20 protein-coding genes and 1 pseudogene are annotated in these 26,140 nt (G+C 59.8%); 8 read left to right on the top strand and 13 right to left on the bottom strand.

Annotated features, from left to right (window positions below):
- Positions 1-8 precede the first annotated feature (8 nt).
- A complete protein-coding gene (locus tag ACO07N_RS18415) occupies positions 9-1,172 on the top strand; it encodes an iron-containing alcohol dehydrogenase (RefSeq protein ID WP_421982422.1) in 1,164 nt (387 codons plus the stop codon).
- Between the two features lie 23 nt (positions 1,173-1,195).
- Positions 1,196-1,627: an acyl-CoA thioesterase gene (locus tag ACO07N_RS18410; RefSeq protein ID WP_421982421.1), complete on the top strand. Its 432-nt coding sequence runs from the start codon at positions 1,196-1,198 to the stop codon at positions 1,625-1,627.
- 186 nt (positions 1,628-1,813) lie between these two features.
- On the opposite strand, the pseudogene smpB reads toward ACO07N_RS18410, so the two are convergent.
- A pseudogene (gene smpB, locus ACO07N_RS18405) lies at positions 1,814-2,292 on the bottom strand (SsrA-binding protein SmpB).
- 32 nt (positions 2,293-2,324) lie between these two features.
- Positions 2,325-3,203 (bottom strand): 4-hydroxy-tetrahydrodipicolinate synthase, encoded by an 879-nt coding sequence (dapA, locus tag ACO07N_RS18400; RefSeq protein ID WP_421982420.1) that lies wholly within the window; start codon positions 3,201-3,203, stop codon positions 2,325-2,327.
- Between the two features lie 271 nt (positions 3,204-3,474).
- On the opposite strand from dapA, the gene ACO07N_RS18395 reads away from it, so the two are divergent.
- Positions 3,475-4,395 carry an alpha/beta fold hydrolase gene (locus ACO07N_RS18395; RefSeq protein WP_421982419.1) on the top strand — a complete coding sequence of 307 codons (921 nt, stop codon included), beginning with the start codon at positions 3,475-3,477 and terminating at the stop codon, positions 4,393-4,395.
- 153 nt (positions 4,396-4,548) lie between these two features.
- Here ACO07N_RS18395 and ACO07N_RS18390 read toward each other — a convergent pair whose 3' ends face one another.
- The 11 genes from ACO07N_RS18390 to phnC all read right to left on the bottom strand — a co-directional run bounded on the left by ACO07N_RS18390 (position 4,549) and on the right by phnC (position 22,857).
- Complete coding sequence (locus tag ACO07N_RS18390) at positions 4,549-5,730, bottom strand: porin (protein WP_421982418.1); 1,182 nt, start codon at positions 5,728-5,730, stop codon at positions 4,549-4,551.
- Positions 5,731-6,192: 462 nt separating this feature from the next.
- A complete protein-coding gene (locus ACO07N_RS18385) occupies positions 6,193-7,407 on the bottom strand; it encodes a porin (RefSeq protein ID WP_421982417.1) in 1,215 nt (404 codons plus the stop codon).
- A gap of 666 nt (positions 7,408-8,073) precedes the next feature.
- On the bottom strand, positions 8,074-10,206 hold the full coding sequence (gene pbpC / locus ACO07N_RS18380) for a penicillin-binding protein 1C (RefSeq protein WP_421982416.1): 2,133 nt from the start codon (positions 10,204-10,206) through the stop codon (positions 8,074-8,076).
- A gap of 8 nt (positions 10,207-10,214) precedes the next feature.
- The gene (locus ACO07N_RS18375) at positions 10,215-15,752 is read right to left on the bottom strand and encodes an MG2 domain-containing protein (protein WP_421982415.1); all 5,538 of its coding nucleotides are present in this window, start codon (positions 15,750-15,752) and stop codon (positions 10,215-10,217) included.
- Positions 15,753-15,845: 93 nt separating this feature from the next.
- Complete coding sequence (gene parA, locus ACO07N_RS18370; protein ID WP_421982414.1) at positions 15,846-16,487, bottom strand: ParA family partition ATPase; 642 nt, start codon at positions 16,485-16,487, stop codon at positions 15,846-15,848.
- 139 nt (positions 16,488-16,626) lie between these two features.
- Positions 16,627-17,826 carry a lytic murein transglycosylase gene (locus tag ACO07N_RS18365; RefSeq protein WP_319386831.1) on the bottom strand — a complete coding sequence of 400 codons (1,200 nt, stop codon included), beginning with the start codon at positions 17,824-17,826 and terminating at the stop codon, positions 16,627-16,629.
- A 140-nt stretch (positions 17,827-17,966) separates the two neighbouring features.
- Complete coding sequence (locus ACO07N_RS18360; protein WP_421982413.1) at positions 17,967-18,491, bottom strand: isochorismatase family cysteine hydrolase; 525 nt, start codon at positions 18,489-18,491, stop codon at positions 17,967-17,969.
- An 88-nt stretch (positions 18,492-18,579) separates the two neighbouring features.
- The gene (gene phnE, locus ACO07N_RS18355; RefSeq protein ID WP_421982412.1) at positions 18,580-19,917 is read right to left on the bottom strand and encodes a phosphonate ABC transporter, permease protein PhnE; all 1,338 of its coding nucleotides are present in this window, start codon (positions 19,915-19,917) and stop codon (positions 18,580-18,582) included.
- Positions 19,918-19,928: 11 nt separating this feature from the next.
- Complete coding sequence (gene phnE / locus ACO07N_RS18350; RefSeq protein WP_421982411.1) at positions 19,929-20,777, bottom strand: phosphonate ABC transporter, permease protein PhnE; 849 nt, start codon at positions 20,775-20,777, stop codon at positions 19,929-19,931.
- Between the two features lie 273 nt (positions 20,778-21,050).
- Positions 21,051-21,968 carry a phosphonate ABC transporter substrate-binding protein gene (phnD, locus tag ACO07N_RS18345; RefSeq protein WP_306145461.1) on the bottom strand — a complete coding sequence of 306 codons (918 nt, stop codon included), beginning with the start codon at positions 21,966-21,968 and terminating at the stop codon, positions 21,051-21,053.
- A gap of 55 nt (positions 21,969-22,023) precedes the next feature.
- Positions 22,024-22,857, bottom strand: coding sequence for a phosphonate ABC transporter ATP-binding protein (gene phnC, locus ACO07N_RS18340; protein ID WP_421982410.1), 834 nt, complete (start codon positions 22,855-22,857; stop codon positions 22,024-22,026).
- Positions 22,858-23,251: 394 nt separating this feature from the next.
- On the opposite strand from phnC, the gene ACO07N_RS18335 reads away from it, so the two are divergent.
- From ACO07N_RS18335 to ACO07N_RS18315, 5 genes are all read left to right on the top strand, one after another.
- Entirely contained in the window at positions 23,252-23,878 is a 627-nt protein-coding gene (locus ACO07N_RS18335) for a DapH/DapD/GlmU-related protein (RefSeq protein WP_421982409.1), read from the top strand.
- A gap of 79 nt (positions 23,879-23,957) precedes the next feature.
- Positions 23,958-24,395, top strand: a complete 438-nt coding sequence (locus tag ACO07N_RS18330; protein WP_421982408.1) for a GFA family protein — start codon at positions 23,958-23,960, stop codon at positions 24,393-24,395.
- A complete protein-coding gene (locus tag ACO07N_RS18325) occupies positions 24,392-24,730 on the top strand; it encodes a VOC family protein (RefSeq protein ID WP_421982407.1) in 339 nt (112 codons plus the stop codon). The genes ACO07N_RS18330 and ACO07N_RS18325 overlap by 4 nt, the downstream gene beginning before the upstream one ends.
- A 123-nt stretch (positions 24,731-24,853) precedes the next feature.
- Entirely contained in the window at positions 24,854-25,426 is a 573-nt protein-coding gene (locus ACO07N_RS18320) for a helix-turn-helix domain-containing protein (protein WP_421982406.1), read from the top strand.
- A 49-nt stretch (positions 25,427-25,475) separates the two neighbouring features.
- Positions 25,476-26,096, top strand: coding sequence for an HD domain-containing protein (locus ACO07N_RS18315; RefSeq protein ID WP_421982405.1), 621 nt, complete (start codon positions 25,476-25,478; stop codon positions 26,094-26,096).
- Positions 26,097-26,140 lie beyond the last annotated feature (44 nt).

The raw sequence follows: 26,140 nt of genomic DNA, 5'->3' as shown, positions 1-26,140 counted from the left end.
GGGAAGACATGATCGCGCCTTTCACCTTCAATACCAGCCAACGCATCGTGTTCGAGACCGGAGCAGCGTCGAAACTTGCAGACGTCGCCGCGTTCTGTCTCGGACAACGGCCTTTCATCGTCACCGATCCAGGGATCGTTTCGCTGGGTCTGCACGCACCCGCTCTGGATGCACTGACGCAGGCAAGGCTCGACATCGGGCAGTTCACGGACGTTGTCGCGGATCCCCCAAGAGCGCTTGTCGAAGACGCGGTCGCCGCTGCGAAAACGCACGAGGCAACATCCGTGGTCGGCTTCGGCGGCGGGTCTTCTCTCGATGTCGCCAAGCTCGTCGCATTGCTGGCGCAGAGCGGTGAAGATCTGGACGACGCCTGGGGGATCGGCAACGCCAGGGGCCCGCGCCTGCCGCTCATTCTGATCCCCACAACTGCGGGAACCGGATCCGAGGTCACGCCGATATCGATCATTACGGTTGGCGAGGAAGAAAAACGCGGTGTGGTCTCCCCGCTCCTGCTGCCGGATATCGCTGTGCTGGATCCTTTGCTGACGCTGGGATTGCCTGCCGCCGTTACCGCGGCGACCGGGATCGACGCCATGGTGCACGCGATCGAAGCCTATGCCTCCAAGTCATCGAACAACAATCCCGTCTCACGGACACTGTCGGTCGAAGCGCTGCGCCTTCTGGGGGCAAATATCGAAACGGCGGTCACCACGCCTCGAAACAAAGACGCCAGGGGCAGCATGCTGCTTGGCTCCATGTTTGCCGGAATGGCCTTTGCCAATTCACCGGTCGCGGCCGTCCACGCGCTAGCCTATCCGCTTGGCGGAACGTTCCACATTCCCCACGGGCTCTCGAACGCGCTGGTGCTGCCGCATGTCTTGAGGTTCAACAACAGCGTTGCGTCGGCAACCTATGCCGAGATTGCCCCCGCCCTCTTTCCAGAATTGTCGGGCGTTGCGGACCCGTATGCGCGCGCTGAGGAATTTGCCGAAAAGCTGTCGGAACTAGCCGCGAAGCTCGGACTGCAAACCCGGCTAAGCGAATTGGGCATCAGCGAAGAAGACGTTCCCAAACTCGCGCGGGACGCAATGAAACAGACACGGCTTCTGGTCAACAATCCGCGCGAACTGACAGAGGCCGACGCCTTGGATATCTACAGATCCGCGCTATGAATTCCACAGGTTATCCACAGGATATGCGCCCAACGCCCCTTTCACGAACCGCCTTCCGGGTATTTCGAGAAATCCCCACGCGGTGGATGGATGTGGACATTTATGGCCATGTGAACAATGTCCAGTACCTGAGCTTCTTCGACACGGCCGTAAACGGCTGGTATGTCGACAATGGCATTCTCGATCCGCGAACCGGTGCCGAGGTCTTTCTCGTTGTCGAAACCGGGTGTCACTACTTTTCGGAGTTGACATTTCCGTCGACTGTTTCTGCAGGTCTCAGAATCGAGAAACTCGGCTCCAGCTCTGTCGTTTTCCGCATCGGTTTGTTTGCCGGCAAAGAAGACCAGACAGCGGCCCATGGCCGGTTTGTTCACGTGTTGGTCGACCGGGAAACCCGCCGGCCGGTTCACATTCCAGGCGAAACGCGGAGCATTCTAACAAGTTTGATGGCGTAGGAAATGCAATCCCGCCGAGCGGGCACCCGTCCAGAGGTTTTCGTCAGCCTGTCCACGGGAAAACCGGTTGAACAGCGCCGTCATGGTGGCGTGAAAACTCACAGGCAGTCCACAAGTTATCCGCAACATGTCAACAGAACGCGAAAACCCGGTTGCGGTGCGTTTTCAACATGTGGAAAACGCGGGTCAACCCAAGTTCTTCATAAGACGGGATTTCTCGCGCTGCCAGTCTCGCTTCTTCTCTGTTTCGCGCTTGTCGTGCAGCTTTTTCCCCCGCGCAAGGGCCAGTTCGAGCTTTGCCCGGCCCTTGTCGTTAAAATAAAGCTTGAGTGGCACAATTGTCTTGCCCTCCTTCTGCACGGCACCGGCCAGCTTGCCGATTTCCGTTTGTGCAGAAGCAGTTTGCGCGGGCGCCGGGGCTCGTGGTTGAACCGGTTCGCCTGCAGATATTCCGGGATATAGACGTTGTAGATCCAGATTTCACCGCCATATTCGGCCGCGTAGGATTCGGCAATATTCGCCTTCCCGTTGCGCAGAGACTTCACCTCTGTGCCCCGCAGCTCGATACCAGCTTCAAGCGTATCTTCGATTTCGTAGTTGAAACGGGCCTTCCGGTTGTCGGAAATGATTTTCCGTCCCGGATCGCCCCCCTTTTTCGAAGCCATTCTCGTCCTTCAGGGCATGACGCCCTGCTCGCTCAGTTGATCAGACCCGCATGCGCCATGGCGTCGCGGATCTCGGCCCTGGTTTCCTCGGTCACCGGAACGAGAGGCAAGCGCATTTCCTCTTCGATCTTTCCGAGGATCGAAAGCGCATACTTCGACCCGCCGGGGCTCGGTTCGAGGAAAAGCGCACGGTGCAACGGCGCGAGCCGGTCCTGATAGTCGAGTGCCTTTGTAAAATCGCCCGCCAGTGTCGCGGCCTGAAACTCGGAACACAGACGCGGCGCAACATTCGCGGTGACGGAGATGCAGCCGACGCCGCCATGTGCGTTGAACGCCAGGGCGGAAATGTCCTCGCCGGACAGCTGATTGAACTCGGGACCGCAAAGATGCCGCTGCCGGCTGGTCTTGGACAAGTCGGCGGTCGCGTCCTTGACACCCTTGATGTTCGCGCAGGTCTCGTAGAGTTCGGCCATGGTTTCCGGCGTCATGTCGATGATCGACCGCCCCGGAATATTGTAGATGATGATCGGCAGGCCGACTGCATCGTTCACCGCCTTGAAATGTGCTTTCAGCCCTGCCTGATTCGGCTTGTTGTAGTAGGGCGTCACGACCAGCAAACCGTCCGCCCCCGCCTTTTCGGCGTGCTGGGCAAAATCAATCGCTTCAACCGTGTTGTTGGATCCGGCACCGGCGATGACCGGCACGCGTCCCGCAGCCGCTTCAACGCAGAGTTCGATCACCCGTTTGTGCTCGTCATGGCTCAAGGTCGGACTTTCGCCGGTGGTGCCGACAGGAACAAGGCCGTTGGAGCCTTCCTGTATCTGCCACTCGACAAAATCCTGAAACCGTTTCTCATCAAGCGCTCCGTCCTTGAACGGGGTAATCAGCGCTGGAATGGAGCCTTTGAACATCTCGGTTTCCTCTTGGATGAGTCGTGTTTTTCAGGGCAACGGCGATTGCCCTGTCTCATTGGAGGCGCAACATACTCATCCGCTGCAAAAGGGGCAATGCTTGCGTTGCTCTTCAGCCGGATTCGCTCCCTTTATTCGGCGCAATGCGCCTTTTCAGAGACACCTCGCTCCGCGCGGTCCGCAAAATACGCTGTTTTCCTATTGGCAGAGCATCTGGCCTGCCTCTATCTTTCTGGAAAACAGAACCAGGAAACGCTTTCGGAGACAATCAATGAGCACCGCGCCTGAAGACGCGCACTCTGCCGGCGCGCAAATGCCGCCGCCGCAGCCGCGGGATTTCACCTGGCAGAGCGCCGAAGGGCTTACCCTTCATGGCCGCGACTGGGTTGTGGACGTCGCCGAAGACAAGGCCGGCATTCCGGTCATCTGCCTGCCGGGTCTTTCCAGAAATTCACGTGATTTCAATGATATAGCCAACTTCCTCCAGAAGCAGAATCATCACGTCATCGCGCTGGACTACCGGGGGCGCGGCAAAAGCGACTGGGATCCGGACTGGCGGAACTATGCGCTTCCGATCGAGGAAAACGACATCGTTCTTGCGATTGAGAAACTCGGCTTGAAACGGTTTGCCGTCCTCGGAACGTCCCGGGGCGGGCTCCACGCCCTTGTCATGGCCGGCCGCTATTCTGCTGAGCAGATGGCCGGCGTCATTTTCAACGATGTCGGGCCGCATATCGAGATGCGCGCGATCCACCGTATCGCGGCGACACTGTGTCACCGGATGAGCGCGCGCTCACTTGATGAGGTCGCCGACAACCTGAAACACACGATCGGACACCAGTTTCCGGCATTTGAGCGCAAAGACTGGCTGAAACTCGCAAGCCAACTTGCCTCCGAGACTTCCGACGGTTTCGTCATGGATTATGACCCGGCCCTCGCGCATCAATTCGCCAGCCTGGACGATGCTGCGCCCGCTCCCGACCTCTGGCCGCTTTATGACAGGCTGCTGGATCGTCCGGTGATGGTGATTCACGGTGAAATGTCTGATCTGCTCAGTCTGGAAACCTGCAATCGGATGATCGAAACGCATCCGAATGCCCGGCTCAGGACAATTCCCGGCCAGGGGCATGCGCCGGTCCTTTGGGAAACGGAGACGCACGAAGCGGTCGCACGATTTTTGAAGGAGCTTTAGGCCAGAGAGCCGCACTTGCTCTGGTACCGGCGGCACTGACAGCGCGCTTTTCACCCAAAGGATTGAAATCCCGGGCTTTTTTTAAGTCTAGAAACAAAAAAGAAAACCCGGCGTTGCCGCCGGGTTTTCCATCAAACCTCGAGTGAGGATTGATTAGAACGTACGCTGCATACGAACACCGAAGAGGAGTTCGTCGAAGTCGTTGTCGGAGTTTCCGCCGGTGCCACCGATGGAGTTGTTGGCGTAACCAACGTCTGCACCCATGACGAAACCGGAAACCGGCTGCCACTGTACGGAACCGTCGATTGCCCAACGGTCGATGTCGCCGAAGGAGGAAGAGCTGTCTACGTCTACGTGAGCGTAGGAGCCGTCCATTGCGAGACCGATGGTCGGAGTAGCCTGGACGTAAATACCAGCAGACAGGGAGTAACCAGAGTTGGTGTCTCCGTCCGGAGCGTAGTCGGATACGCCGGTCAGGCCAGTGATGCCGTTACCGATGTAGGACAGTGCGCCGTCAGCGTAGAAGCCCTGGAAGAAGATGTTGGAACCGGAGTTGGCGAACGGCAGGTTGACGTTCACGCCGGCGCCGATTGCCCAGCCGAGGCTGTCTTCATCGCCAGAAGCGTTGGTGCTGTTGAAGGCTGCATCCGGGTAAACCTGGTGCAGAGCAGCGGAGAGCTGTGCAGCACCCCAGCCCTGGGATACGCCGAGAGCAGCAACGATGTCAGGCATACGGGTTCCGCCGTAAGCGCCAACTTCACGACCGGAACGATCTTCGAGAGCGAGCGTTGCGGAGAAGCCGTTGCCGAAAGCAGCGGTGTAAGCGAGCTGGTTGACCGTGGAGTCGGACCAGTCACGAGTGACAACACCCATGAACACCTGACCGGTGTAGATGTTGAAGTTAGAACCGAGGTAACCAGCTGTCAGGCCGCCCCACTGGATGTAACCAGCGTCCAGCTTGAAGCCGCTTGCACCGTTGGTGATGTCCATACGCAGGCCGACATATGCACGCAGGGTGCCGAATTCGGTAGCGTTACGAGCATCGAGGTAAGCGTAACCGCGCGTCAGCCAGGAATAGCCGTCGGAGTCACGAGCGCCCCATGCACCCGGTGTGTCGTCGTCATCCAGAACGTTGTTGATCACGAACTGCGTACGCAGACGGCCACCAACGCGCAGGCAAGTTTCGGTGCCCGGGATGTAGTAGAAGCGAGATCCGTAAGCGTCACAGACGCGAACGTAGTCGACCGGCTCCGGAGCAACCGGAAGATCGGCCGCCTGAGCGGTGGTAGCGGTAGCAGCAGCTGCTACGCCGAGCATCAAGCCCTTGAGTTTCATTTCTGACCTCCAATCAGTCATTTCAATTGGCACTAAAAACAGAAGCGCCATTTGTCCCCGCGAATTAAGTCTGCGTTTGCTTCCGATCGGAGGTTGGATGTCCGTGGCATGCAAACCAGTGCGGCTCGAAGCCGCTCGCACCATGACCATACGCATCCACATTTGCGGTTCAACATCGAATACGCGTTCGACCCTGCCCGAGCGCTGTTTTCAAAAACCGGTGTTGCGCGAATGTCACAAAATTGGGGGAGATCTTTAGAAACTGTTAGGAAATGAGCGCTCTAGAGCCTCTCCTAGCGGCACAAAACGACGCTTTCGTTTTACGCAGCAGGGGCGAGTCACCGCAAAAGGTGGGCTGAGATTCGACAAATCCAGAAGGAGACGGCCCAGCAGATTGGAGCCTGCCGGGCCGCATGACTGACCGGAGTTCAGAAACTCTCAGTCAGGATTCTAACCGTTAGATTAGAATGTGCGCTGCATACGAACACCGAAGAGGAGTTCGTCAACATCTGTCGAACCCGTTGCGCCAGAGGCAGGGTTGTCGAAGCTGGTGTTGGAGTAACCGATGTCGGCACCCATCACGAAACCGGAAACCGGCTGCCACTGTACGGAACCGTCGATTGCCCAACGATCAATGTCACCCAGAGCAGAGGTGCCCGAGTCGATGTGAGCCCACGAACCGTCAGCTGCAAGACCGATGGTCGGCGTTGCCTGAACGTACAGACCAGCAGACAGGGAGTAACCGGAGTTGGTGTCACCGTTGCTGTCGTAGTCAGACGGAGAGTAGGTCGTTCCGCCCGTAGTGACTTCAAAGCCGGTGATGCCGTTACCGATGTAGGACAGTGCGCCGTCAGCGTAGAAGCCCTGGAAGTAGATGTTGGAACCGGAGTTCGCGAACGGCAGGTTGATGTTCACACCGGCGCCGATTGCCCAGCCGAGGCTGTCTTCATCGCCAGAAGCGTTGGTGCTGTTGAAGGCAGCGTCCGGGTAAACCTGGTGCAGAGCAGCGGAGAGCTGTGCAGAACCCCAACCCTGGGAAACGCTGAGGGCAGCAACAACGTCAGGCATACGGGTTCCGCCGTAGTCGCCGACTTCGCGGCCGGAACGGTCTTCCAGAGCCAGCGTCGCGGAGAAACCGTTGCCGAAAGCAGCGGTGTAAGCGAGCTGGTTGACCGTGGAGTCGGACCAGTCACGCGTGACAACACCCATGAACACCTGACCGGTGTAGATGTTGAAGTTGGAGCCGAGGTAACCAGCTGTCAGGCCGCCCCACTGGATGTAACCAGCGTCCAGCTTGAAGCCGCTGTTGCCGTTGGTGATGTCCATACGCAGACCGACATATGCACGCAGGGTGCCGAATTCGGTCGCGTTACGGGCATCAAGGTATGCGTAACCACGCGTCAGCCAGGAATAGCCGTCCGCGTCGCGGTTCTGCCAGCCGGACGTTGTGTCGAAGTCGTCGTTGTCGAGAACGTTGTTGACAACGAACTGCGTACGCAGACGGCCACCAACGCGCAGGCAGGTTTCGGTGCCCGGGATGTAGTAGAAGCGAGAACCGTAAGCGTCACAGACGCGAACGTAGTCAACCGGCTCCGGAGCAACCGGAAGATCGGCCGCCTGAGCGGTGGTAGCGGTAGCAGCAGCTGCCACGCCGAGCATCAAGCCCTTGAGTTTCATTTTGACCTCCAAACAGTCATTTCAATTAGAGCCTCACCCCGCCCAAAATGACGTGACAAGGTCTACCCCCGCGATTTTCAAGAAAAACAACTCAATTGCTCATCATTTGAATTATTTTCCGAGACGAATACTCGTTATCGCGACTTTCTTAAAACCAGATCCCTCCCCCGGCTTCAAGCCAAAAACATGCTTAGGTTGCACAACTCAAACGGGATGTGTTATTTTGGCAACAAATTAAGTTACTGTTTTTTATTGTTTTTCGATTCCAGATTTCAAAATACCGCAGAATTCTGCCGATTTTACGTAGAATGCCAGAGATTGTAAAATACAATCTCCATTTGCGAATCTTCAGGTTGTATTTTTCAAGCTTAGACCGTCACAAAAGTACAATTTTTTGTATATTTAATATGAAAATTAATCAAAAATGGCCATTTTTAGTGGAATCTATAATTATCCTTCATTTATTCTGATATTTAATTTTTATATTTATTTATTTTATACTTGTGCAATCGATCTGCGCGCAATACGCGAGCGATCGTTACTTTCAGTTACCTTAAGTTAGCTTTTCAGAATGCGCGCGGATACGCTCTCCTGGCCGCGGATTGTAACGGCGACCCGTGCTGCCAGCAAGTTTGACGGAAGAATTTTACTATATTTTTCAATAATTTAATGCATAATGAACGAAACAGATGCACTTCCGCCAATCGCGTCGAGGATCGTCACGTGTGCGTAACCTGGCGCTTCCGGATGCCAGACAAGTTGATTCTGCAACGCATCCAGGCGATGCGGCCGGCCATTGACGAGAATCGCGTATGGGCCCGTCCCGCCTTTGAATTTCACGACAATGGGTTGTGCCGCCCTAAGCCCCCCCAGACTTGTGCCGAAACCCAGATCCAGCTCTGCTCCCGCTGGCGGATAGGAGATCGACAACTTGTCCTCCATACGGTCAGCGGCGCGGTTCGCCGATGTGCGTGCATAGCGCAAGGATACGGGCACGGTACCATCGAGCAGCGCACTGACAGCCGCAGGATAGGCCGGCAGGGTTTCCCGGTCCGGACCGAGTTTTTGAAAAACTTCGTGGAGAATCGGCACGGCCGTCTTTTGCCCCGTCTGCCCGGGAACGGGAGACCCGTCGGGCCGCCCGACCCAGACCGCGGCGACGAAACGGCCGTCATACCCGACCGCCCATGCGTCCCTGTAGCCATATGAAGTCCCGGTCTTGTAGGCAATGTGGTGCGATTGCGCGCTTCTCGGCTGCGGCATGCCGATCAGGATGTCGCTCACCATGACCGCTGCCTTTTCAGATAGAACGCGTCCGCCGGACTTAACGCCAGGCACTGGCCGGCATGTGTAGCGGCAAGCCGTCAGGCGGGTTTTCTCGCCTCCCCTTGCCAATGCCGCATAGGCCTGGGTCAAATCGCCCAGCGTGAGGCCGAGCCCGCCCAGACTGACGGCCAGCCCTGCGGATTTCCTTCTGTCCAGGACCGGCCGCGCACCGGCCCGCCCGAGACGTGACATGAGTCTTGCCGGGCCGACAGCCTCCAGCAACTGCACTGCCGGCGTGTTCAGGGAAAGCTGAAGCGCCTCGCGAAGTGTGACCGTGCCCTGATAGGCGCGATCGAAGTTTGTCGGGCGATAGCCGCCGAAGCTGACCGGTCTGTCCGCAATCAGGCTCTCCGGAACACCGATCCCCTCCTCGAAGGCCAGACCGTATATGAACGGCTTCAGGGTCGACCCCGGGGACCGGACCGCGCGCGTCATGTCAATGTGTCCCAGCCGTGCCTCGTCGAGAAGATCGGGGGCTCCGATTCTGGCCAGGATTTCACCGCTGGCGTGATCGGCGACCACGAGCGCGAGCGACACCGGCGCAGGAAAGTCGGCGACGCGCCGCCGCGCCTGCGCCTCAAGCGTTGCCTGCAGGTCCCGGTCCAGGGTGAGCTGATGCGCGGCCTTCTCCGGTGCATTTTTCCGCGCGTGCCGGCTCTCATGGGGCGCGATCAACGGCATTGCGTAGCGACGCGTCCGCACCGGTTCCGCAGAGGCAGATGCCGCTTCGGCCGGCGACACCACGCCCCGGGACGCCGCAACGGCGAGAACGCGATTGCGCGCCGCGCGCGCGTTTTCGGCGAACCTGTCGGGCCTACGCGTTTCCGGACTTTGCGGCAACGCGACGAGCAATGCCGCTTCGGCGGACGTCAGGCGTCCGGGTTCCTTGCCGAACCATGTCAGGCTCGCCGCCCGCACGCCCTCCAGGTTCCCACCGAAGGGAGCGCGCATGACATAGAGACGAAGGATGTCTTCCTTCGTGAACGTCTCCTCAAGCTGGATCGCGCGCAGGATTTGCTCGTATTTGCGCCGAACGCTTTTTGTCGGCTTTTCCTCGAGCAGGCGGGCGACCTGCATCGTCAGCGTCGAGCCGCCCGACACAATGCGTCCCGCGCGCGCGCTGTGTGCGGCAGAGCGCAGAAGCGCGCGCGCATCGATGCCGCCATGCTCGAAGAAGCGCTTGTCCTCGAAAGCGAGCAGCATGTCGAAATAGAGCGGGTCAATGTCACCCAGTTCCACCGGCAGCCGCCATTTGTCGTCGTCGCTGACAAAGGCCCTCAGCAGACGATCATCGCGGTCAAGCACAACGACCGAGAGCGGCAGGTCCGCAACACCGGGCGGCTCCGGCAGAGACGTGTAGTCGCCGTGGACCTTCCACGCAGCCAAAGCGGAGGAAACGGCGCAGAGGAAACCGGCGGCGACGAGCGATCGCCTGTAGTTCAGCTTCTTCTTTTGTCGCGAACGCTTCAGCATGCCGGGACTTACCGGGTCGGTCCGAGCACGGTGAAGCGGGACGTCGCGGTGATCGCTCTCCTGTCCGGTAGATACATGTCTTCAACCGACGCCGGGGGATGTGCAAACGTGCCCGGTGTTGCGGCGCGCGCCAGGTAGGCAAAGTTAAGTTCCTCGCCGCTCTGACGGTTCTGATCCACGGCAACCTCGAACCGGTCGTCGTAGAAAGCGGCATGCTCGGGCGAATCAACCGTTGAGAGGAACGAGAGCCCTCCGATATCGCCGGACCTCACCAGCCGTGGATTGTCGATCACCAGGCCTGCAGGCAAGCGATCGACCACCATCAAACGCCCGGGCTGCCCCGTGAGAGCCCGCACCTTCACAACGACCGCGAGACGCGTGTTCACGGGAACCGCCGCCGGATCGACCGGATTGCCGTCCAGATCGTAGATCGTGCGTTCAATCGAATAATCGCGGCCACCCGCGGGTTCGGGAACAGCGGGCTGCCCGGAAACGGAGACGAGCAGATCCGTTGCAGCAGTGCCGTTGTTGACGACCTCGACGGGCGAACCGGCAATCTCGGATCCCGCCAGCGACCACGCAAGGCGCCCCGGCGTTTCCGCGCCGGCAACCGAAATTCGTGCCTCCTCGGCCGACTGGTTGAGAGCGTTCGCCGCCAGAAGCAGCCAGGCCATGTCCTGGGTAGAGCGGTTCGGCGTCTGCCCCTGGGCCTCTTCCAGCCGGTCAACGGCCTCGTCCTCGAGTTGCGTGCCCGCAGACGCCGTGACCACATAGTCGGTGACGGCGGCACTGTCGCGCAGGCGCGAGCCGTAGTCGTCCCTGAAGATGTTGGACGTATCGCGCGGGAGATCGGCAAGTGCGGCGGAAAAGCCGATCGCAGCCCGTTCCCTCTCGCCATACAGCGAAAGACCGGCGGCAACCTGTGCCTTGGCAAGCGGCGTCGCAAAATCCTGCAGTTTCGCGTCGAGATAATAGCGCAGGTCGCCCATGGACGCCCGGCCGTTCCTGGCAAGGACGTAGAGCGCGTAAGCGATATCCTCCCCACCATTCTGGAAATCGGAGGCGTAGGAGAGCCGGTTTTCAAGATTGTCCAGGGCTGTGGTGAAGGCGAGATCGGGAACTTTGTATCCCTTTTCGCGCGCACGGGTCAGGAAGTCGGTCACGTAGGCGGACAGCCACGTGTCGCCGCCGCCATAGCTGTTCCACAAACCGAAATCGCCTGACGAGGACTGGTTGGCCAGAACCGCGGCGATTGCCTTCACCACACGTTCGCGGATGGCGTCGTCGCCTCCCAGGCCAGCGCTCTCGGCAACCTCGCTCAGGTAAAGCAGTGGCAGCGCGCGGCTTGTTGTCTGTTCGGTGCATCCGTAGGGATACCGGTCGAGGGCCGCAAGAAGACCGGCAAGGTCGATGCTGGCGGCACCGCCGGCCGTGAGGGTCACGTCGACCGTAGATGCCTTCAGACCGTCAAAACTGTCGCTGCTCAGGGTCAAACGCCCGCCTGCGGCCAGTTGGACCGAGGACCGGCGCACGGTTTCCGGTTGGGTATCCCTGATATCGAGCCCTATCCGTTTGACGAAGCTTGCGCCGTCCGGGCCGGTCAGGGCTGCAACCAGCTCGCTTTTGCCGGTCGCGCCGCCCGCACCGACCGGCAGAAGCACGAGTGACTTGTCTCCGTTTTCGATGCCCAGGCTCCGAACCTGTCTCGGCGCATTGTCGACCGTGAGTCCGTCGCCCGCCGAGACTTCCAGTTCATAAGTTCCGGATGCGCCGTCAACGTTGTCGATCTCGATCGCGATACGCGACACGTCGCCGGGCGCGAGGAATGCAGGCGCGCTTGCCGTCATCACCACGGGCGAGCGAACTTCCACTTCCTGCTCTGCGTGCCCGACACCGTCGGCTGTCCAGGCAACCACCATCAGTTTCAAGGCACCGTTGAAGGCGGGCACATCGAACGAAACCGAGGCCTCACCGTCGGGTCCGACCTCCACAAGCCCGGAAAACAGCGCCACGGGCTCCTCGTCCGGCGGTGGCGAATCGAGGCGGAGCGACATGGCATCGCCGCCGGACCTGACCCGGCCGGACGTGCCGGCCATCCTGTCGATGAGCTGTCCGTAAAGATCCCGGATATCCGTTCCGAGCCGGCGCTGACCGAAATACCATTCATCCGGGTTCGGCGTTTCGTAGTCGGTTAGGTTGAGGATGCCGACATCGACGGCGGCAACCGTCAGGTAAGCGCGCGTTCCGGCCTGGAGATTGGCAAGCCTGATGGGCACGTCGAGCGTCGTCTCCGGAAGGATCCGGTCCGGTGCGGAAACGTCGACGTCGATGGTCCGATCGCCGGGATCAATCTGCAGCCAGGACAGTCCCACGGATCGGGACGGCATGCGCTTCTGATCGATGTCCATCGGCCGGTACAGGCTGGCCGTGATATAGGCGCCCGCGCCCCAGTCGTCGCTGACCGGGATCTCGATCTCGGTTTCCGCGGCAGACACCTCAACACTCTGGCTTGCAAGTAAACCGCCGGCGACCACGTTCACGACGGCGATGCCCGCCATCTGCGGCTTGAGGCGCAGTTTCGCAACCTCACCCGGCCGGTAGCTGGACTTGTCCAGACCCACATCGAGATAGTCCGGTGTGTCGCTGGTCGCGTCCGCCGAGTACCATCCGGCATTGAAGGAGACGCTCGTCGCTGTCTGGAGCGCCCCGCTGCCCTTGATGTCAAGGCGGTACTCGCCCCACTCCACCGGCAGCGATAGCGTGGCGGGACTTGCTGCCGTCGTTTCGAGTTCACCGCCGGCAACGCGCTGCGAGGTCGTGATCGGTTCGAAGGACCAGCGTCCGTCCAGCCGGTACCACTGGTATCGGCGGTTGACTTTCGAAAGTGTCCAGGTCAGCCCGGACGCTCCAATCTGCTTGCCGTCTTCGCCGACGGAAATGATCGAGAAGGCGGCCGGTCCGCCTTCGTCGACGCCGCCGTCGAACGCTGTCTTGATGCCGATGCGCGGACCGTCCAGGTCAACCGGCAGTTCGAGGTCGCGCTCGACATAGCGTCCGCCAGCCTCGACGAGCCGCGCGACAAGCGTGCCGTCGTAAAGAGCGGTCGTCTCGGGCAATGCGGGCATGGCAACATCGAACGTCAATCTGCCCTCGCCGTTGGTCTTGAGGCCAGAGGGAATTTCACCGCGGCGCGCATAGGTTTCTTCGCTTTCGAGCCCGAAGACATACCCCGGGTGATCCGTCATCGTTCGCACCGGACGGACGATCACATCACCTTCGAGTGTCTGGCCGCTGGCTGGCGACCCGTACAGAAACTTCGCCTCAAGTGAGACAGGTGTCGGCGACGTTCTGCTAAAGGCTGAAGCCCGGGATTCGAGCTCGAAATCGACGCGCTCGGGCTGGTAGTCCTCAACGAGGAAGGTTTCCTGGGCAAGGGCGCGGCCCTTCGGATCGGCAAATATCTGCCACGACCAGATACCCTGCTGCGCAGATGTCCCGAGGTCGAGATCCTGCAGATGTCCGCCCAGCCCGGCATCGGAAACGGTGAAACGGGCATGCTCCACACCATCGGGGCGGTTGAACACAAAGGTCAGCGGGAAGTTTTCCTGGGCAACGGCCTTGGAATTGCGCAGAAGCGCCTGCGCGTGAACCGTCTCGCCCGCCTTGTAGATCCCCCGGTCGGTCCAGGCGAAGACATCCAGGGGTCCCGGCGCCGTGCGGCCCTCGACACCACGGTCTGACAGGTCAAAAGCCGGTTTGCGCAAGTCGAGGAACGAATAGTCGCCCCTGGCGGTCTCGGCGATCAGCACGCCCGGCGCGGATCCGCCCCGCCCGCGAGTCAGTCCGGCCGCGAATTCGGCGAATCCGTCCTGATTTGTGGCGGTTTCACCCAGGATCTCGTTGTTCACGGCCAGCAGCCTGACCGTCACGCCTTCCAGGGCTTCCGCGGAAGCGAGCGATCGGACATTGGCGGCAATGCCATTGTCGCCGCTGAGCGCGGTCAGCCCGAGATCGGAAACGAGAAACCACTGGGTCGCAAGTGTTCCCCACCTGTTCCTGACGTCCAGTTTCGACCGGGCCGTCAGCGCGTAAATACCGGGTTTGAGGTCGATACCGGTTTCGGCGACCGGAAAGGCCGTGGTCACATCCTGATTGAGCGGGTTCTCCGTTTCAAGGACGCCCGACCAGACCTTCTCGCCCAGTTCGTCCTGGATCCGGTCCGCCTGCCACGGGTCGAGCTGGCGCAAAAACCTGTTGTCGCGCAACACATCGGCGACCGACCGGTTGCCGACGCGATAGATCGTGGTCTCGACTTCGTTCGTGTTGACCGACACGATCGGGATCGTCGGGTTGCCGCCGGAGGGCAGGACGTAGGACCGGCTCAGGAAGTGAACCGATGGCGACCGGTCCTTTACGTAAATGGAGAGTTCGGAGGTCTTCTCCAGCTTCTCGCCGTCCGCCGCCGGCAGTCCGCTGCGCGCGGTGACCTGGTAGCGGGCGCCATGTTCAAGGCCGTCGGCACAGATCTGCGTTCCCTCGGCCTCGATAGAGGACGTCGTCGGACCACGGACCGTGACATAGGGCGAGAGGTCTTCGCCAAGCGGCAGTTTCTGGGAGAAGACAAGGCAAATCCGCGGGGCCGTGCTGTCGGAATCCACCTGATGATCGACGATCCGGAAGCCGTGCTGCGCGACAAGCTCGTCGTAGCGGCGGCGCAGGTCCGGATTTTCGCCGAGCGCAAGCGACGCTCTCAGCGACTTGATCGCCGGCTTGAATTCGCTTCTGCGGGCCAGGGCGCTGCCGAGCAAGTCCAGCGCGTAAGACCTTTCCTGCGGCGTAATGGACCGCAGGTAGGCGTTGATCGCCGCCGAGACCGCATTTTTCTGCTTGGTTTCCCTTTCCTGCCAACTCTCCGGGTTCTGTGCCAGCAAGGCCAGGGCGAGCTGGGTCCAGGCCGGGAAATCACCCGGTTCGAGGACGATCAGCTGCGCGAAATCTGCTTCTGCGAGCGCTGCGTTGCGGTTCCTGAGGGCGGCAAGACCTTCCGCACGCAGCTGTTCGACCGTCGCCCGCGTTGTCCTTTTGAGATTAGCGAGGCTCTGCGAATAGGTTTCCGCGCTTTCCAGCTGCGCGCGCGGCACAAAGGCCAGCTCGGCCTTGCGGTCGGCGCTTTCGTCGGCACGCGGTGCCTGAACCTCGACGACGCGGCCCGCGATGGCACCCTGGAAACTCTGGAGTTCTCCGAAATCCGACTTGAGGAAACACCAGCCCGCGGAAGTGTTGAACGTGAAGGCACGGCACTGGTTGTCCTCAAGGCAGGCGCTGGTGCAGCCATTCAGGTCGACATCCTTGACGGTTCGATAGTCGCCACCGAAGAAGTCCGCATCATCGATCGTCAAGATGCGCCGGTCCTGGGCATGGGCCGCTGGAACCATCGCGATCGTTGCAGCCAGGACCAATGGTGCCGTGAATGCCTTGAAAATGCGCTCTTTCAAACGCGCCGTGAAGAAATTGATTGGGTTGAAAGTGTTGAATGAAACAAACATGCCTGTCCTCCCGGACCGAGAATTTTCTCTATCAAGGCACCGGAACGTGACAAGGACAAGGCAAATTTAGTCTGGAACCGTGGAGAACGGACCTCAGCCGATCCGGTCGAGCAACTCGTCAATCAGCGAGGCAACCTCGATCGCCGCCTTGCTGGACGGCGCATCCTCGGTCACTGCAATGCCCCTCCCCATCGCGGAGGCAAATACGGTTCGGTTGCCGAGTCGCGCGTTCAATGTCTCATAGCCCGACTCGGCGATCGCTTCCGCCATTTCTCCCGTCAGCGAAGCGCGCGGCGGTACCCGGTTCAAGACGAGCAGCGCCGGCGTGCTCTCCCGGTTGGCAAGATCGATTGTCTGGGACGTCGCCCACAGATCGACCGGGGTCGGCTGGACCGGCACAATGACGAAATCCGCCGCGTCGATCGCGGGTTTCGCATCGGTATCCGTCTTGGGCGGCGTGTCGACGACGACATAACCGTGCGACCGTGCCAGAGACCGCGCCTCGCGCCGTGCGCCCCAGCCGGACGCCGTGCGGAATTCAAGTCCGGTCTCGTCTTCCCCCAGGGTTGCCTCACGCGCTTCGAACCAGGTTCCGAGTGATCCTTGCGGGTCGACGTCGAGGATCGCCACCGGCTCGCCTGAGTGTTTGGCGAGCGCAACCGCAAGGTGAGCCGCCAGCGTGGTTTTGCCGGATCCGCCCTTTTGCTGGGCTACTGTCAATATTCGGCCTGACATCGCACTTCTCCAGAATGAGACCTGCATTGTGCGACGCAAGTTTTCGCAGCGCAACAAAACAATGGTGCAATACGACATAAATCACGGGAGAGGCCTTCTCAACCCTGCGTTCCCGGCGCACGGCGCACCTGACACACGGCTATTTTCCGCCGAGCGCGCTGTAGACGTTCCACGACGGCCGTCCGGTCACCGGCAAGCCATACTTGGCTTCGGCCTTGCGGATGCCCGCACGGGTCAGCGGTCCGACCTTGCCGTCAGGTTCCCCGACATTGAAGCCGTTCCTGTTGAGAAGCTTCTGCAATTCAAGGCGCTGTGCCCGCGAAAGGCCGGGATTGTCCGTCGGCCAGGGCGTTTTGAACGGTTCGCCGTCTGCAACGAGTTCAGACAGGAGCGCAATCGCAAGACCGTAGGATGTCGACGCGTTGTAGGACCGCAGGGCGTTGAAATTGCGCGTGACCAGGAAAGCCGGGCCGTTCGCTCCGGCCGGGCGGATCAGAGCCGCCTCGGTCTTGCCCGAGACGCTGCCGCCGCCGACCTTCTTGAAACCGCGCTGGCCCCAGGTTGACAGCGAGGCGCGTTTCTTGAGGCCTGTCGGTCCCGAATAGCCGGACGGCACCTTGACCTCGTAGCCCCAGGCACGACTGTCTCTCCAGCCCGCGTTTTTCAGGAAATTCGCCGTCGATGCCAGGGCATCGGGAACGGAATTGACCAGGTCCTTGCGGCCGTCTCCGTCGAAATCGACCGCCAGGCTGTTGTAGGTGCTGGGCATGAACTGGGTCTGACCGAATGCGCCGGCCCAGGACCCCTGGAAATCATTGACGGGAACGTCCCCGCGCGAGGCAATTTGCAAGGTCTTGATGAGTTCGCCACGGAAATATTTCTGCCGCCGTTTTCCGGCGCAGACCAGGTTGGCAAGCGCATGGGGCGTATAGAAATCCCCCTTGAACTGGCCGAAATCGCTCTCGATGCCCCAGACGGCCAGAACGACGTGGCGGTTGACGCCGTAGCGCTTTTCGATCGCCGAGAGGGTCTGGCGGTGCTTGCGGAGGTTTTTCTTGCCGTCCTTGATCCGCTCCGCATCGACAAGGAAGGCCATGTAGTCCCAGATTTCGGTCTTGTATTCCGGCTGCGACGTGGAAAACCGGATCACCTTCTCATCGAAAGATGCCCCCTTGAGCATTCGCTCGGCGACCTCCGGCCGAACGCCTGCGGAAACCGCTTCCCGTTTCAGCGATGCGACGCAGCTTTCAATGGCAAAGGCGTTCTGCGAGCCGGCGGTCCAGACAAGACCCGACCCGAGCGCAATCAGCGCCAGTCTTTTCAACCCAAATCCCGGCATGAGCCCCTCCAAGAGCATTGATTCCTCTGCGAGATGTTTTGATTATCGCACGATGGAAATGCGGCGAAAAAGGGATGGGAGCGCACTTAATCCCACAAGAGCTGCAAATCCCGGTTCCGAATTCGCGCTGTGCGGGCCCTTCATTCGCCGAAAAACCGTCTTCCGGAGCTGTCGGCCCACACATTCTGACGTCCGATCAGCCGTTTCAAGGCGATCAGCCCGGCGGCGTGGCCTTCCTTCCCGCCCCCGCCGGAAGCGCAAGCCCATTCCAGGACGACGGGCCTGATCGAGACCTCAAACAGCGCCGTGGCGGACGTCAGCACGCAGATCTCCGTGTCGATCCCGCACAGATGCACTTCGGACAGGCCATTGAGATGAACCCATCTGAGCAAATCGTAGGAGACCGCCGAATAGTGCGGCTTGTCGAAAACGAAGGCGTTGGAGCCGGGCCTGAAGGCAAGCTCGACTTCGCCGGTGCCGGGCAGAAACCTGTTCCAGTCCAGAAACCGGCGATGCGGCGAGTTTTCGTGATTGACGAAACGGGAAGCGGCGACGTGGCTATAGTTCTGCTGCAGATCCTCGACGATACCCGGAACATGGTCCGTCCCTGCGCCGACGAAACCGGCCTGGACATCCACGATCAACAATCCGACATGAGCCTGCATGGTGGCCGCCTCCTCGTGGCTGACAGGCGACCACAGCGCTGCGCTTTGCGCAAGCCGTTACATGAACCGATGGACGGACACGTTTTTCCTATTTGCCCTCGATCAGCTTCCTGCGCAGCCATCCCGAGGCCTGATCCATCATGATGACGACCAGAATCGTCAGGATGATGATGTAGCTCGTATTTTCCCAGTCACGGGACGTCTTCATGGTTTCGACAAGCATCAGACCGATGCCCCCTGCCCCGAGCGCGCCGATCACGGTCGCCGAGCGGGTGTTGGATTCCAGATAGTAAAGAACCTGGGACACGAAGACAGGCAGGATTTGTGGGATGACACCGAAACGGTAGCGCTGGATCTGGCTGGCACCCGTCGCCCGGACGCCCTCCACCTGCTTGTTGTCGATGTTTTCAAGCGCTTCTGAAAACAATTTGCCGAGGGTGCCGGTATCGGTGAATGCGATTGCAAGCGCTCCGGTCAACGGTCCGAGACCAAAGGCGCGAATGAAGATCAAGGACCAGATCAGCATGTCGATGCCTCGGAGAAAGTCGAAAAGGCGGCGCGTGCCGAAACGCAGCAGGAGAGACGGCGTGAAGTTTCGTGCGGCCAGAAACGCCAGGGGCAAACCGACAAACGCAGCGATGAGCGTGCCGAGAACAGCCATCATGATCGTTTCAAAGAGTGCGGTGAAAACCTCACCGTGCTGCCAGTCGGGATTTCCGAGAAAGTCGTGCATGATCAGCGACATGTTGGATTGCGACGGATCGATGCGTTCATTGGAGAGCGCGATGGCCCAGAGCTGGCTGAAGGACATGCCGTGCAGCTCGGACTGGAAAGAAAACCAGAAGTTTTCCCAGCCGCCGAAGTAGTTGTGCACCTCAATTTTGGTTTTCGTCACCTGAACGCGCCGATCAAGTGTCGGACGGGCATCGAACTTTCTCGGATCGTCCTTGAGCCATTCCGGAACGGGACCGGGCGGCAATTCGGTTGTCACGCCGCTATTTGTTGCCGTGACCTTTATGGTGCCGTAGTCGGGAACGGTGAACTCCATCACCTTGCCGGTTATCGCCACTTCGTAACCGTCGCCGAGATCGACAATCGCATTCGTGCCGTCAACGTCGACCCATTCGGGCAGGTCCTCCTGAGCGTAGGTCGCCCGGCGCTCCCCCTCGATGGCGACCTCCATGATGTCGCGCCGCAAAAGCTTGGTGACATGAACCTTGTAGGCGACACTGTCGGTCGCCAGGATAACCGCTCTTTCGGGCTGCGCTTTTGAAAGCAATTCGGGCACGCCAAAGGCGAACCATGTGTAGGTCAGGTAAAGAACGATCGCCAACGGCGCACCGATGGTGAGCCAGGCCCGGCGGCGCACATTGCGGAAAACAGTGTCGCGGTCGAAAACAGGTTCATTGAGCGTGTCGACAGCCATAACGAAGTTCCTCAATGTGCGCGGCCGGAGCCAACGAGTTTGCCACGCAGGTAGGACGAGACCTGGTCAATCATCATGATCGTGCAGAACAGAAGCACGAAGATCGCAGCTGTTTCGTCCCCTGCGCCCTGACCCCAGCCGATCGTGCGGCGGAGCTCCTGGCCGATACCGCCCGCGCCGACAAAGCCGAGGATGGCCGAGGCGCGCACATTGATTTCGAGCCGCAACAGAAAATAGCTCAGGTAATTCGGGGCGACCTGAGGCATCACGGCATAGCGGATGCGCTGCAGCCAACTGGCACCACAGGCAGACAAACCTTCGATCGGCTTGCGATCAATGTTTTCATTGACCTCAGAAAAGAGTTTTCCGAGAGCACCCGCCGTGTGGACCGCAACCGCGATCATTGCCGGCACGGGACTGGAGCCGAGAACGAAAATCAGGAACAGAGCGATGATCAGCTCTGGAAACGCTCTTGTGATGTCCATGACGCGGCGAACGACCGGGATGAGAGGTCCCCAACTGTCGACATTGCGCGTGGAAGCCATGGCCAGCACGACCGCCATTGCACCTCCCAGAAGCGTTGCGACCGCGGCTATGTTCAACGTCTCCAGCATTGCCGGGACAAAGGTCAATATGAGCCCGAAGAATGCGGGCCCGGCCTGCCAGGCTTCGGCAACAATTTCGCCGGGATAGTCGAAGAACTTTGAAAGCCCCTGCAGGAAGCCGCCGGAATTCATCTCGTTGGATTTCGAAAAACCGGAAACAAGCACTGCAACGACAAGCAGCAACCCGATCAGCGAGTACAGCTGGCGGCGCTTGCGCAGTATCAGGATTTCCTGTTCGAGAGCGGCAACGGCCATGTTCTAGGAGCCTTCTGTGAACGAATTCTGGCATGTTGGCAGCGTCGTGCTGCCCAGAGCGGTCTTGGTCTCTTAACCCCTGCACCCGCCCTAGCAGGCAAGGACTACGGCAGAGATCCGGTAACCACAGGCGCAGGGGTGACGGTTTTCAAAAACGGTCCTGTGAGCACTGGATCTCGGCCCGGTTCCTTGCTTGAACCTGAAGTGAAATCAACGCGTTGACCGAAGAAAACACGGGCCGGCAACCGGCCCGTGTCCTGGTTCATTCGAACCTTAGTTCTTGTTCTTGGCCTTACGGGCTTCAACGATGTTCACGTAAGCTTCGTGTGTGATCGGCATGAAGCCCTTCGTCTCACCAGCTGCAATGTTGTAGGCGCAGTCAGGATCGATGGAATTCAGGGACGCGATCAGGCCGGTCATCTTGATCTTGACGTCTTCCGGCAGCTTCTTGGAAAGAACGATCGGTCCTTCAGGGATCACCGGGGACTGCCAGATCTGGCGCAATTCGGTCATGTCGACCAGACCGGCGTCGGATGCCTTGCGCAGAGCACCGGAGTTGTAACCGTCTTCCCATTCGCCAAGACCGTCCGCCCAGGTCACACCTGCATCGATGTCACCATTGGAAACGGCAACGATGGTCTGTTCGTGACCGCCGGTGAAGACGACGTCGCCGAAGTAATCTCCAGCTTCCATCGAGTAGCCTTCCTGCGGGATGGCGATGGACGGGATCAGGTAGCCCGATGTCGAGTTCGGATCACCAAAACCGAAAACCTTGCCTTTCATGTCTTCCAGCGAGTTGATTTCGCTGTCATTGCGGGCAAAACCGATGGAGTAGTAGCCGTAGCCGCCGTCAACGTTGACCTTGACCAGAACCGGATCAACGGCTTCCGGATCGGTCAGGTGAACCTTGGCGTAGCTGGATGCACCGAGCCAGGCAAGATCGAGGTTGCCGCCGAGCAGGCCTTCGATCACACCGTTGTAGTCGGCGGGCGCGAAGAGCTTGACCGGAACGCCGAGAAGGTCAGCGGTCTTTTCTTCCAGGCACTCATAAGCGCGCAGGCGGTCGGAGGCGTTTTCGCCGCCAAGAATGCCGATGCGGAATTCGGTGATTTCTTCTGCACCTGCAACCGAAGCGTTCAGCGCGATCATGCTGACAGCGGCAAGCGCAGCAACTTTGGATACGATTTTCATTTGGGACACTCCCCGAGAGACTGAATCCGATGACGTTATTAGGTGCGCGGGCGGTTCAAACCGCCGCTGCCGCCGGGGTCATCGCACCGGCGGATTCTTGAGCGCCGGGGTTGCCGGCATCGATGGCAGTGGATGTGGCTGCCTCGTTGAAGCTTTCGTCCGCGCCGTAGATCTCGCGGGCTGCATTTGTCGTGAGTTCTTCCGGTTTGCCGTCGAAAACGATGAAACCGTCACGCATTCCGATCACGCGGTCGCAATAGCTGCGGGCGGTGTCGAGCGTGTGCAGATTGCAGATGACCACCTTGTTGTCGCGCTCGTGAATTTCGCGCAGGGCGTCCATGACAATTTTCGCGTTCATGGGATCGAGCGATGCGATCGGTTCGTCGGCGAGGATCATGTGCGGGTTCTGCATCAGCGCGCGGGCAATCGCGACGCGCTGCTGCTGGCCACCGGACAGTTCCTCGGCGCGCTTCGTCGCTTCCTGGACGATGCCGAGGCGGTCGAGGGCCTCAAGGGCATCAGCGACATCTGCGGCACTGAAAATGTTGAACAGGCTCTTGATCGTGCCGTGGCCGTTCAGACGCCCCAGCATCACGTTGGTGGCGACATCGAGACGCGGAACCAAGTTGAATTGCTGAAACACCATGGCGCAGTCGCGCTGCCATCGGCGCATCATGGCGCCTTTCAGGCGAAGAATGTCCCTGCCCTCAAACAGGATCTCCCCGGACGTTGCCGGCGTCAGCCGATTGATCATCCGCAGCAGGGTCGACTTGCCCGCGCCGGACCGGCCGATAATGCCAACCATCTGCGGCTTGCAGATGTTAAAACTGACCTTGTTAACAGCAGTCCGAGACCCGAAGGTCTTGGTTACATTCTGGAATTCAATCACCCGACAGCCCTGTCCGTTAAAATGCTTAGCGCCCGGGGGAAAGAGCCATTGGTCGATTACAGTCAGATGACAGGTTCTTGACGTTCACGCTAAGAATTTATGTCTTTTCAGTGACATGGAGGCACTCGTCGTGAGCGTAAATTAGACGGGTAATATTTTTTTCCTATTTTCCTTCGTGGATTGAACGGCCGAAACCTTGCACACAAACCGCCTGTTTTTGAGGCAATGCACCTTTCCCCCTTCCGCCGCAAAAACAGGCACTCCCTGTTTTCCACGGTGTATGCACATGGGAACTGACGCAATTCGTCATGGCATTGTCATCAAAACTTCACTTGAGAGGCGCTCCGGCCCGCTAGAAACACAGCCCGTATTGATCAATTCCGATGGAGACCAGATGTCCGCGCCCACACAAAAACCTTCGCTGAGCGAGGCTCCGAATATTCATCCCGAAGCCAAGGTTCTGAACTGCGAACTCGGGATCTGGACGGAGGTTGGCGCACGTACAGAAATGCGCGAAAGCCAGATGGACGATTATTCCTACATCGTTCAGGACGGTGACGTGGTCTGGTCCAGCATCGGAAAGTTCTGTTCCATCGCGCGGCGCGTGCGCCTCAATCCGGGCAATCACGCGATCTGGCGCGCGTCCCAGCACCATTTCACCTATCGCGCCGCGGCCTATGACCTCGGTGAGGACGATGCCGGCTTCTTTCAGTGGCGCAAGGATGATTGGGTGACGATCGGACACGATGTGTGGATTGGCCACAATGCGACCGTGCTTGCCGGGGTCACGGTGGGCACGGGTGCCATCATCGCCGCGGGCGCGGTCGTGTCGAAAGACGTTGCCCCCTATACGGTTGTCGGCGGTGTCGCCGCCAAACCGATCAAGCGACGCTTCAGCGAACGGCAGGAACAGGCGCTGATGGACATCTGCTGGTGGGACTGGCCGCACGCCGCGCTGAAGGAGCGTCTGCCGGACTTCCGGGAGCTTTCCATCGACGCGTTTATTGAAAAATATCGATAGGTCTCTTCTGCGCGAGACCTATTGTGCGCCTCGCGTGCCGGTGCTTTGCTTGAGAGCAGACCGAAACGGAGGCCAACCGATGAGCACACGAACGGCAACGTGCAGGTGCGGACAGCTGCGTGCCGAGTGCAGCGGCGAGCCTGTGCGCATTTCTGCCTGCCATTGCCTTGAATGCCAGAAGCGGACCGGAAGCGTTTTCGCGGTGCAGGCGCGCTGGCGCGACGAAAATGTCCGCCTGGCAGGCGATTTCAAGGAATGGAACCGTGACTGCGACAGCGGTCATGTCGCCACCTATCGTTTCTGCCCGGTGTGCGGGTCGACCCTCGCCTTCGTCATCGAGGGCTGGCCGGGTGTCACCGCCATTCCCGTCGGCGCGTTTGCAGATCCTTCGTTTCCAGCGCCACGGTTTTCGGTTTACGAACACCGCAAGCATCCCTGGGTGGAGATCGGGATCGACGGCATCGAACACTCATCCGATCCGTCCATCGCGTTCACACAAGGCGAACTCCGGAAATGAGCGACAGCGATCTGAGTGCCCCCTCCTGTAGCGGCGTGACTGTGTCCGCAGGGCTCAATCGAATCATCCTTTATGTGCGCGACGTGGATATCAGCGCCTCGTTCTATGCGTTTTTCTTCGGGTTCAGGGCGGTGACGACACCGACGGACCGCATCACCGAACTGGTTCCGGAAAATGGCGGGGCGCACCTCTTGCTCCACAGGGCCGGAAAGGCGCAAAAACTGGGTCAGGTTGCCGTCAAGCTGGTCTTCGATGTCACGGATGTTGCCGCGTTCCGGGAACAGGCCGCAAAGAAGGGCCTGAAATTCGGAACCATTCACAAGGCGGACGGGTAAGCTTTTTCCAATGCGAAGGACCCGGACGGAAATGCTCTCCAGATCTCCAGCCGGGCCTTCAAATCGGTCTGATTGCCGCGATTGCCACTCCCGCTTTAGGGCAAGCGGCTGTACACTGTGACCATGACAACCGAAACCGCCGTTCTCTCCTCCAGCCTCGGCCCTTCCTTGCGCCGGTGGCGCGTCCTCAACCGGGTCAAGCAGCAAGCCCTGGCCCGGGATCTCGGCGTGTCCCAAAGCAGGATATCGCGCTGGGAAAGCGGACAGGCAGAACCGGATGGGTTCGAGCGGCAGCAGATCACGAAATTGCTTCGCGCGCGGCCCGAGACGGCAGCGGACCGAGCCCTGCTGGATCTCGTGACGCAGGCCGCAACACCCGTTCATCTCGTGTGTGACCTGACACACAGGCTGCTCGCCGCCTCGCCTGCCCGCACGAAAGACTGGCGAGTCTCGGTTTCCGACCTCATCGACACGCCTTTGTGGCGGTTTGCGTCCAAGGGCATAAGAGTGGCCGAGGACGGTCTGGCGAACAGCGGCTGGTTCGAACCGCTGGGTCCCGACATCGTCTACCAGACAGAGCGCGCCGAATTCGCGGAACTGACCATCCCCGAAAGCCGGATCCGCATTTCGCGGCTTGCCCTGTCCGACGGACGATTTGCGCGCCTTGTCCGCGACGAGATTTCCACGCCCGCATAATTTATTCAGGGCATCGCAACGTCCCGTTCAAGCGGTTACGATCACCGGCATGACCCAAGACGTTCCCAAATTCCCGGCGGACACGATGGCGCCGCAAAGGCTTGCCGGCATCCTGACCTTCCTGCAGGAAGCCGAAAGGCTGAAGGACACGATCCGATCCGGCTCGACGCGCAAGGGACGGCCGGAAAGCACCGCCGAGCATAGCTGGCGGCTGGCGCTCATGGTCCTTTTGTTCGAGAAGGAACTGGACGGGATCGATCTGCTCAAGCTGGTGAAACTTTGCGTGGTGCATGACCTCGGCGAAGCGATCTCCGGTGACATCCCGGCACCGCTTCAGCAGGACGGCGACGACCGGGAAGCGCGCGAGCGGCAGGACTTTCAGACCCTGTGCAACGGTCTTCCTGAAGACATCAGCGAGGATCTTCTCAGCCTCTGGGATGAATATGCCGGAGCAGCGACTGCCGAGGCCCGGCTGGCAAAGGCGTTCGACAAGCTGGAGACGATCCTGCAGCATCACCTGATGCCGCCGCAGAGCGCCGAGTTTCACGCCTTCAACCTGACCTACGGAACCTCCCGAACGGAACAGTTTCCGCTGACGCGGCAAATCCGGGAGATCGTTGATGCCCGGACACGCGCGCTGGTTTCAGAAGCTCAAGACAGAAACGGCTGAGCAGCGCACGACCGCGTGCCCTTGATTGCTGGGAAACGCGTGCC

The organism is Roseibium sp., assembly GCF_965229775.1.
GTDB lineage: Bacteria > Pseudomonadota > Alphaproteobacteria > Rhizobiales > Stappiaceae > Roseibium.
The sequence above is the reverse complement of the archived record's forward strand: the minus strand, read 5'-3'. Positions and strand labels throughout refer to the sequence as shown.

Excerpts from the sequence above, each read along its gene's own strand:
- ACO07N_RS18415 (WP_421982422.1), top strand. The coding sequence starts at position 9 with ATGATCGCGCCTTTCACCTTCAATACCAGCCAACGCATCGTGTTCGAG.
- ACO07N_RS18410 (WP_421982421.1), top strand. The coding sequence starts at position 1,196 with ATGCGCCCAACGCCCCTTTCACGAACCGCCTTCCGGGTATTTCGAGAA.
- dapA (WP_421982420.1), bottom strand. The coding sequence starts at position 3,203 with ATGTTCAAAGGCTCCATTCCAGCGCTGATTACCCCGTTCAAGGACGGA.
- ACO07N_RS18395 (WP_421982419.1), top strand. The coding sequence starts at position 3,475 with ATGAGCACCGCGCCTGAAGACGCGCACTCTGCCGGCGCGCAAATGCCG.
- ACO07N_RS18390 (WP_421982418.1), bottom strand. The coding sequence starts at position 5,730 with ATGAAACTCAAGGGCTTGATGCTCGGCGTAGCAGCTGCTGCTACCGCT.
- ACO07N_RS18385 (WP_421982417.1), bottom strand. The coding sequence starts at position 7,407 with ATGAAACTCAAGGGCTTGATGCTCGGCGTGGCAGCTGCTGCTACCGCT.
- pbpC (WP_421982416.1), bottom strand. The coding sequence starts at position 10,206 with ATGCTGAAGCGTTCGCGACAAAAGAAGAAGCTGAACTACAGGCGATCG.
- ACO07N_RS18375 (WP_421982415.1), bottom strand. The coding sequence starts at position 15,752 with ATGTTTGTTTCATTCAACACTTTCAACCCAATCAATTTCTTCACGGCG.
- parA (WP_421982414.1), bottom strand. The coding sequence starts at position 16,487 with ATGTCAGGCCGAATATTGACAGTAGCCCAGCAAAAGGGCGGATCCGGC.
- ACO07N_RS18365 (WP_319386831.1), bottom strand. The coding sequence starts at position 17,826 with ATGCCGGGATTTGGGTTGAAAAGACTGGCGCTGATTGCGCTCGGGTCG.
- ACO07N_RS18360 (WP_421982413.1), bottom strand. The coding sequence starts at position 18,491 with ATGCAGGCTCATGTCGGATTGTTGATCGTGGATGTCCAGGCCGGTTTC.
- phnE (WP_421982412.1), bottom strand. The coding sequence starts at position 19,917 with ATGGCTGTCGACACGCTCAATGAACCTGTTTTCGACCGCGACACTGTT.
- phnE (WP_421982411.1), bottom strand. The coding sequence starts at position 20,777 with ATGGCCGTTGCCGCTCTCGAACAGGAAATCCTGATACTGCGCAAGCGC.
- phnD (WP_306145461.1), bottom strand. The coding sequence starts at position 21,968 with ATGAAAATCGTATCCAAAGTTGCTGCGCTTGCCGCTGTCAGCATGATC.
- ACO07N_RS18335 (WP_421982409.1), top strand. The coding sequence starts at position 23,252 with ATGTCCGCGCCCACACAAAAACCTTCGCTGAGCGAGGCTCCGAATATT.
- ACO07N_RS18330 (WP_421982408.1), top strand. The coding sequence starts at position 23,958 with ATGAGCACACGAACGGCAACGTGCAGGTGCGGACAGCTGCGTGCCGAG.
- ACO07N_RS18325 (WP_421982407.1), top strand. The coding sequence starts at position 24,392 with ATGAGCGACAGCGATCTGAGTGCCCCCTCCTGTAGCGGCGTGACTGTG.
- ACO07N_RS18320 (WP_421982406.1), top strand. The coding sequence starts at position 24,854 with ATGACAACCGAAACCGCCGTTCTCTCCTCCAGCCTCGGCCCTTCCTTG.
- ACO07N_RS18315 (WP_421982405.1), top strand. The coding sequence starts at position 25,476 with ATGACCCAAGACGTTCCCAAATTCCCGGCGGACACGATGGCGCCGCAA.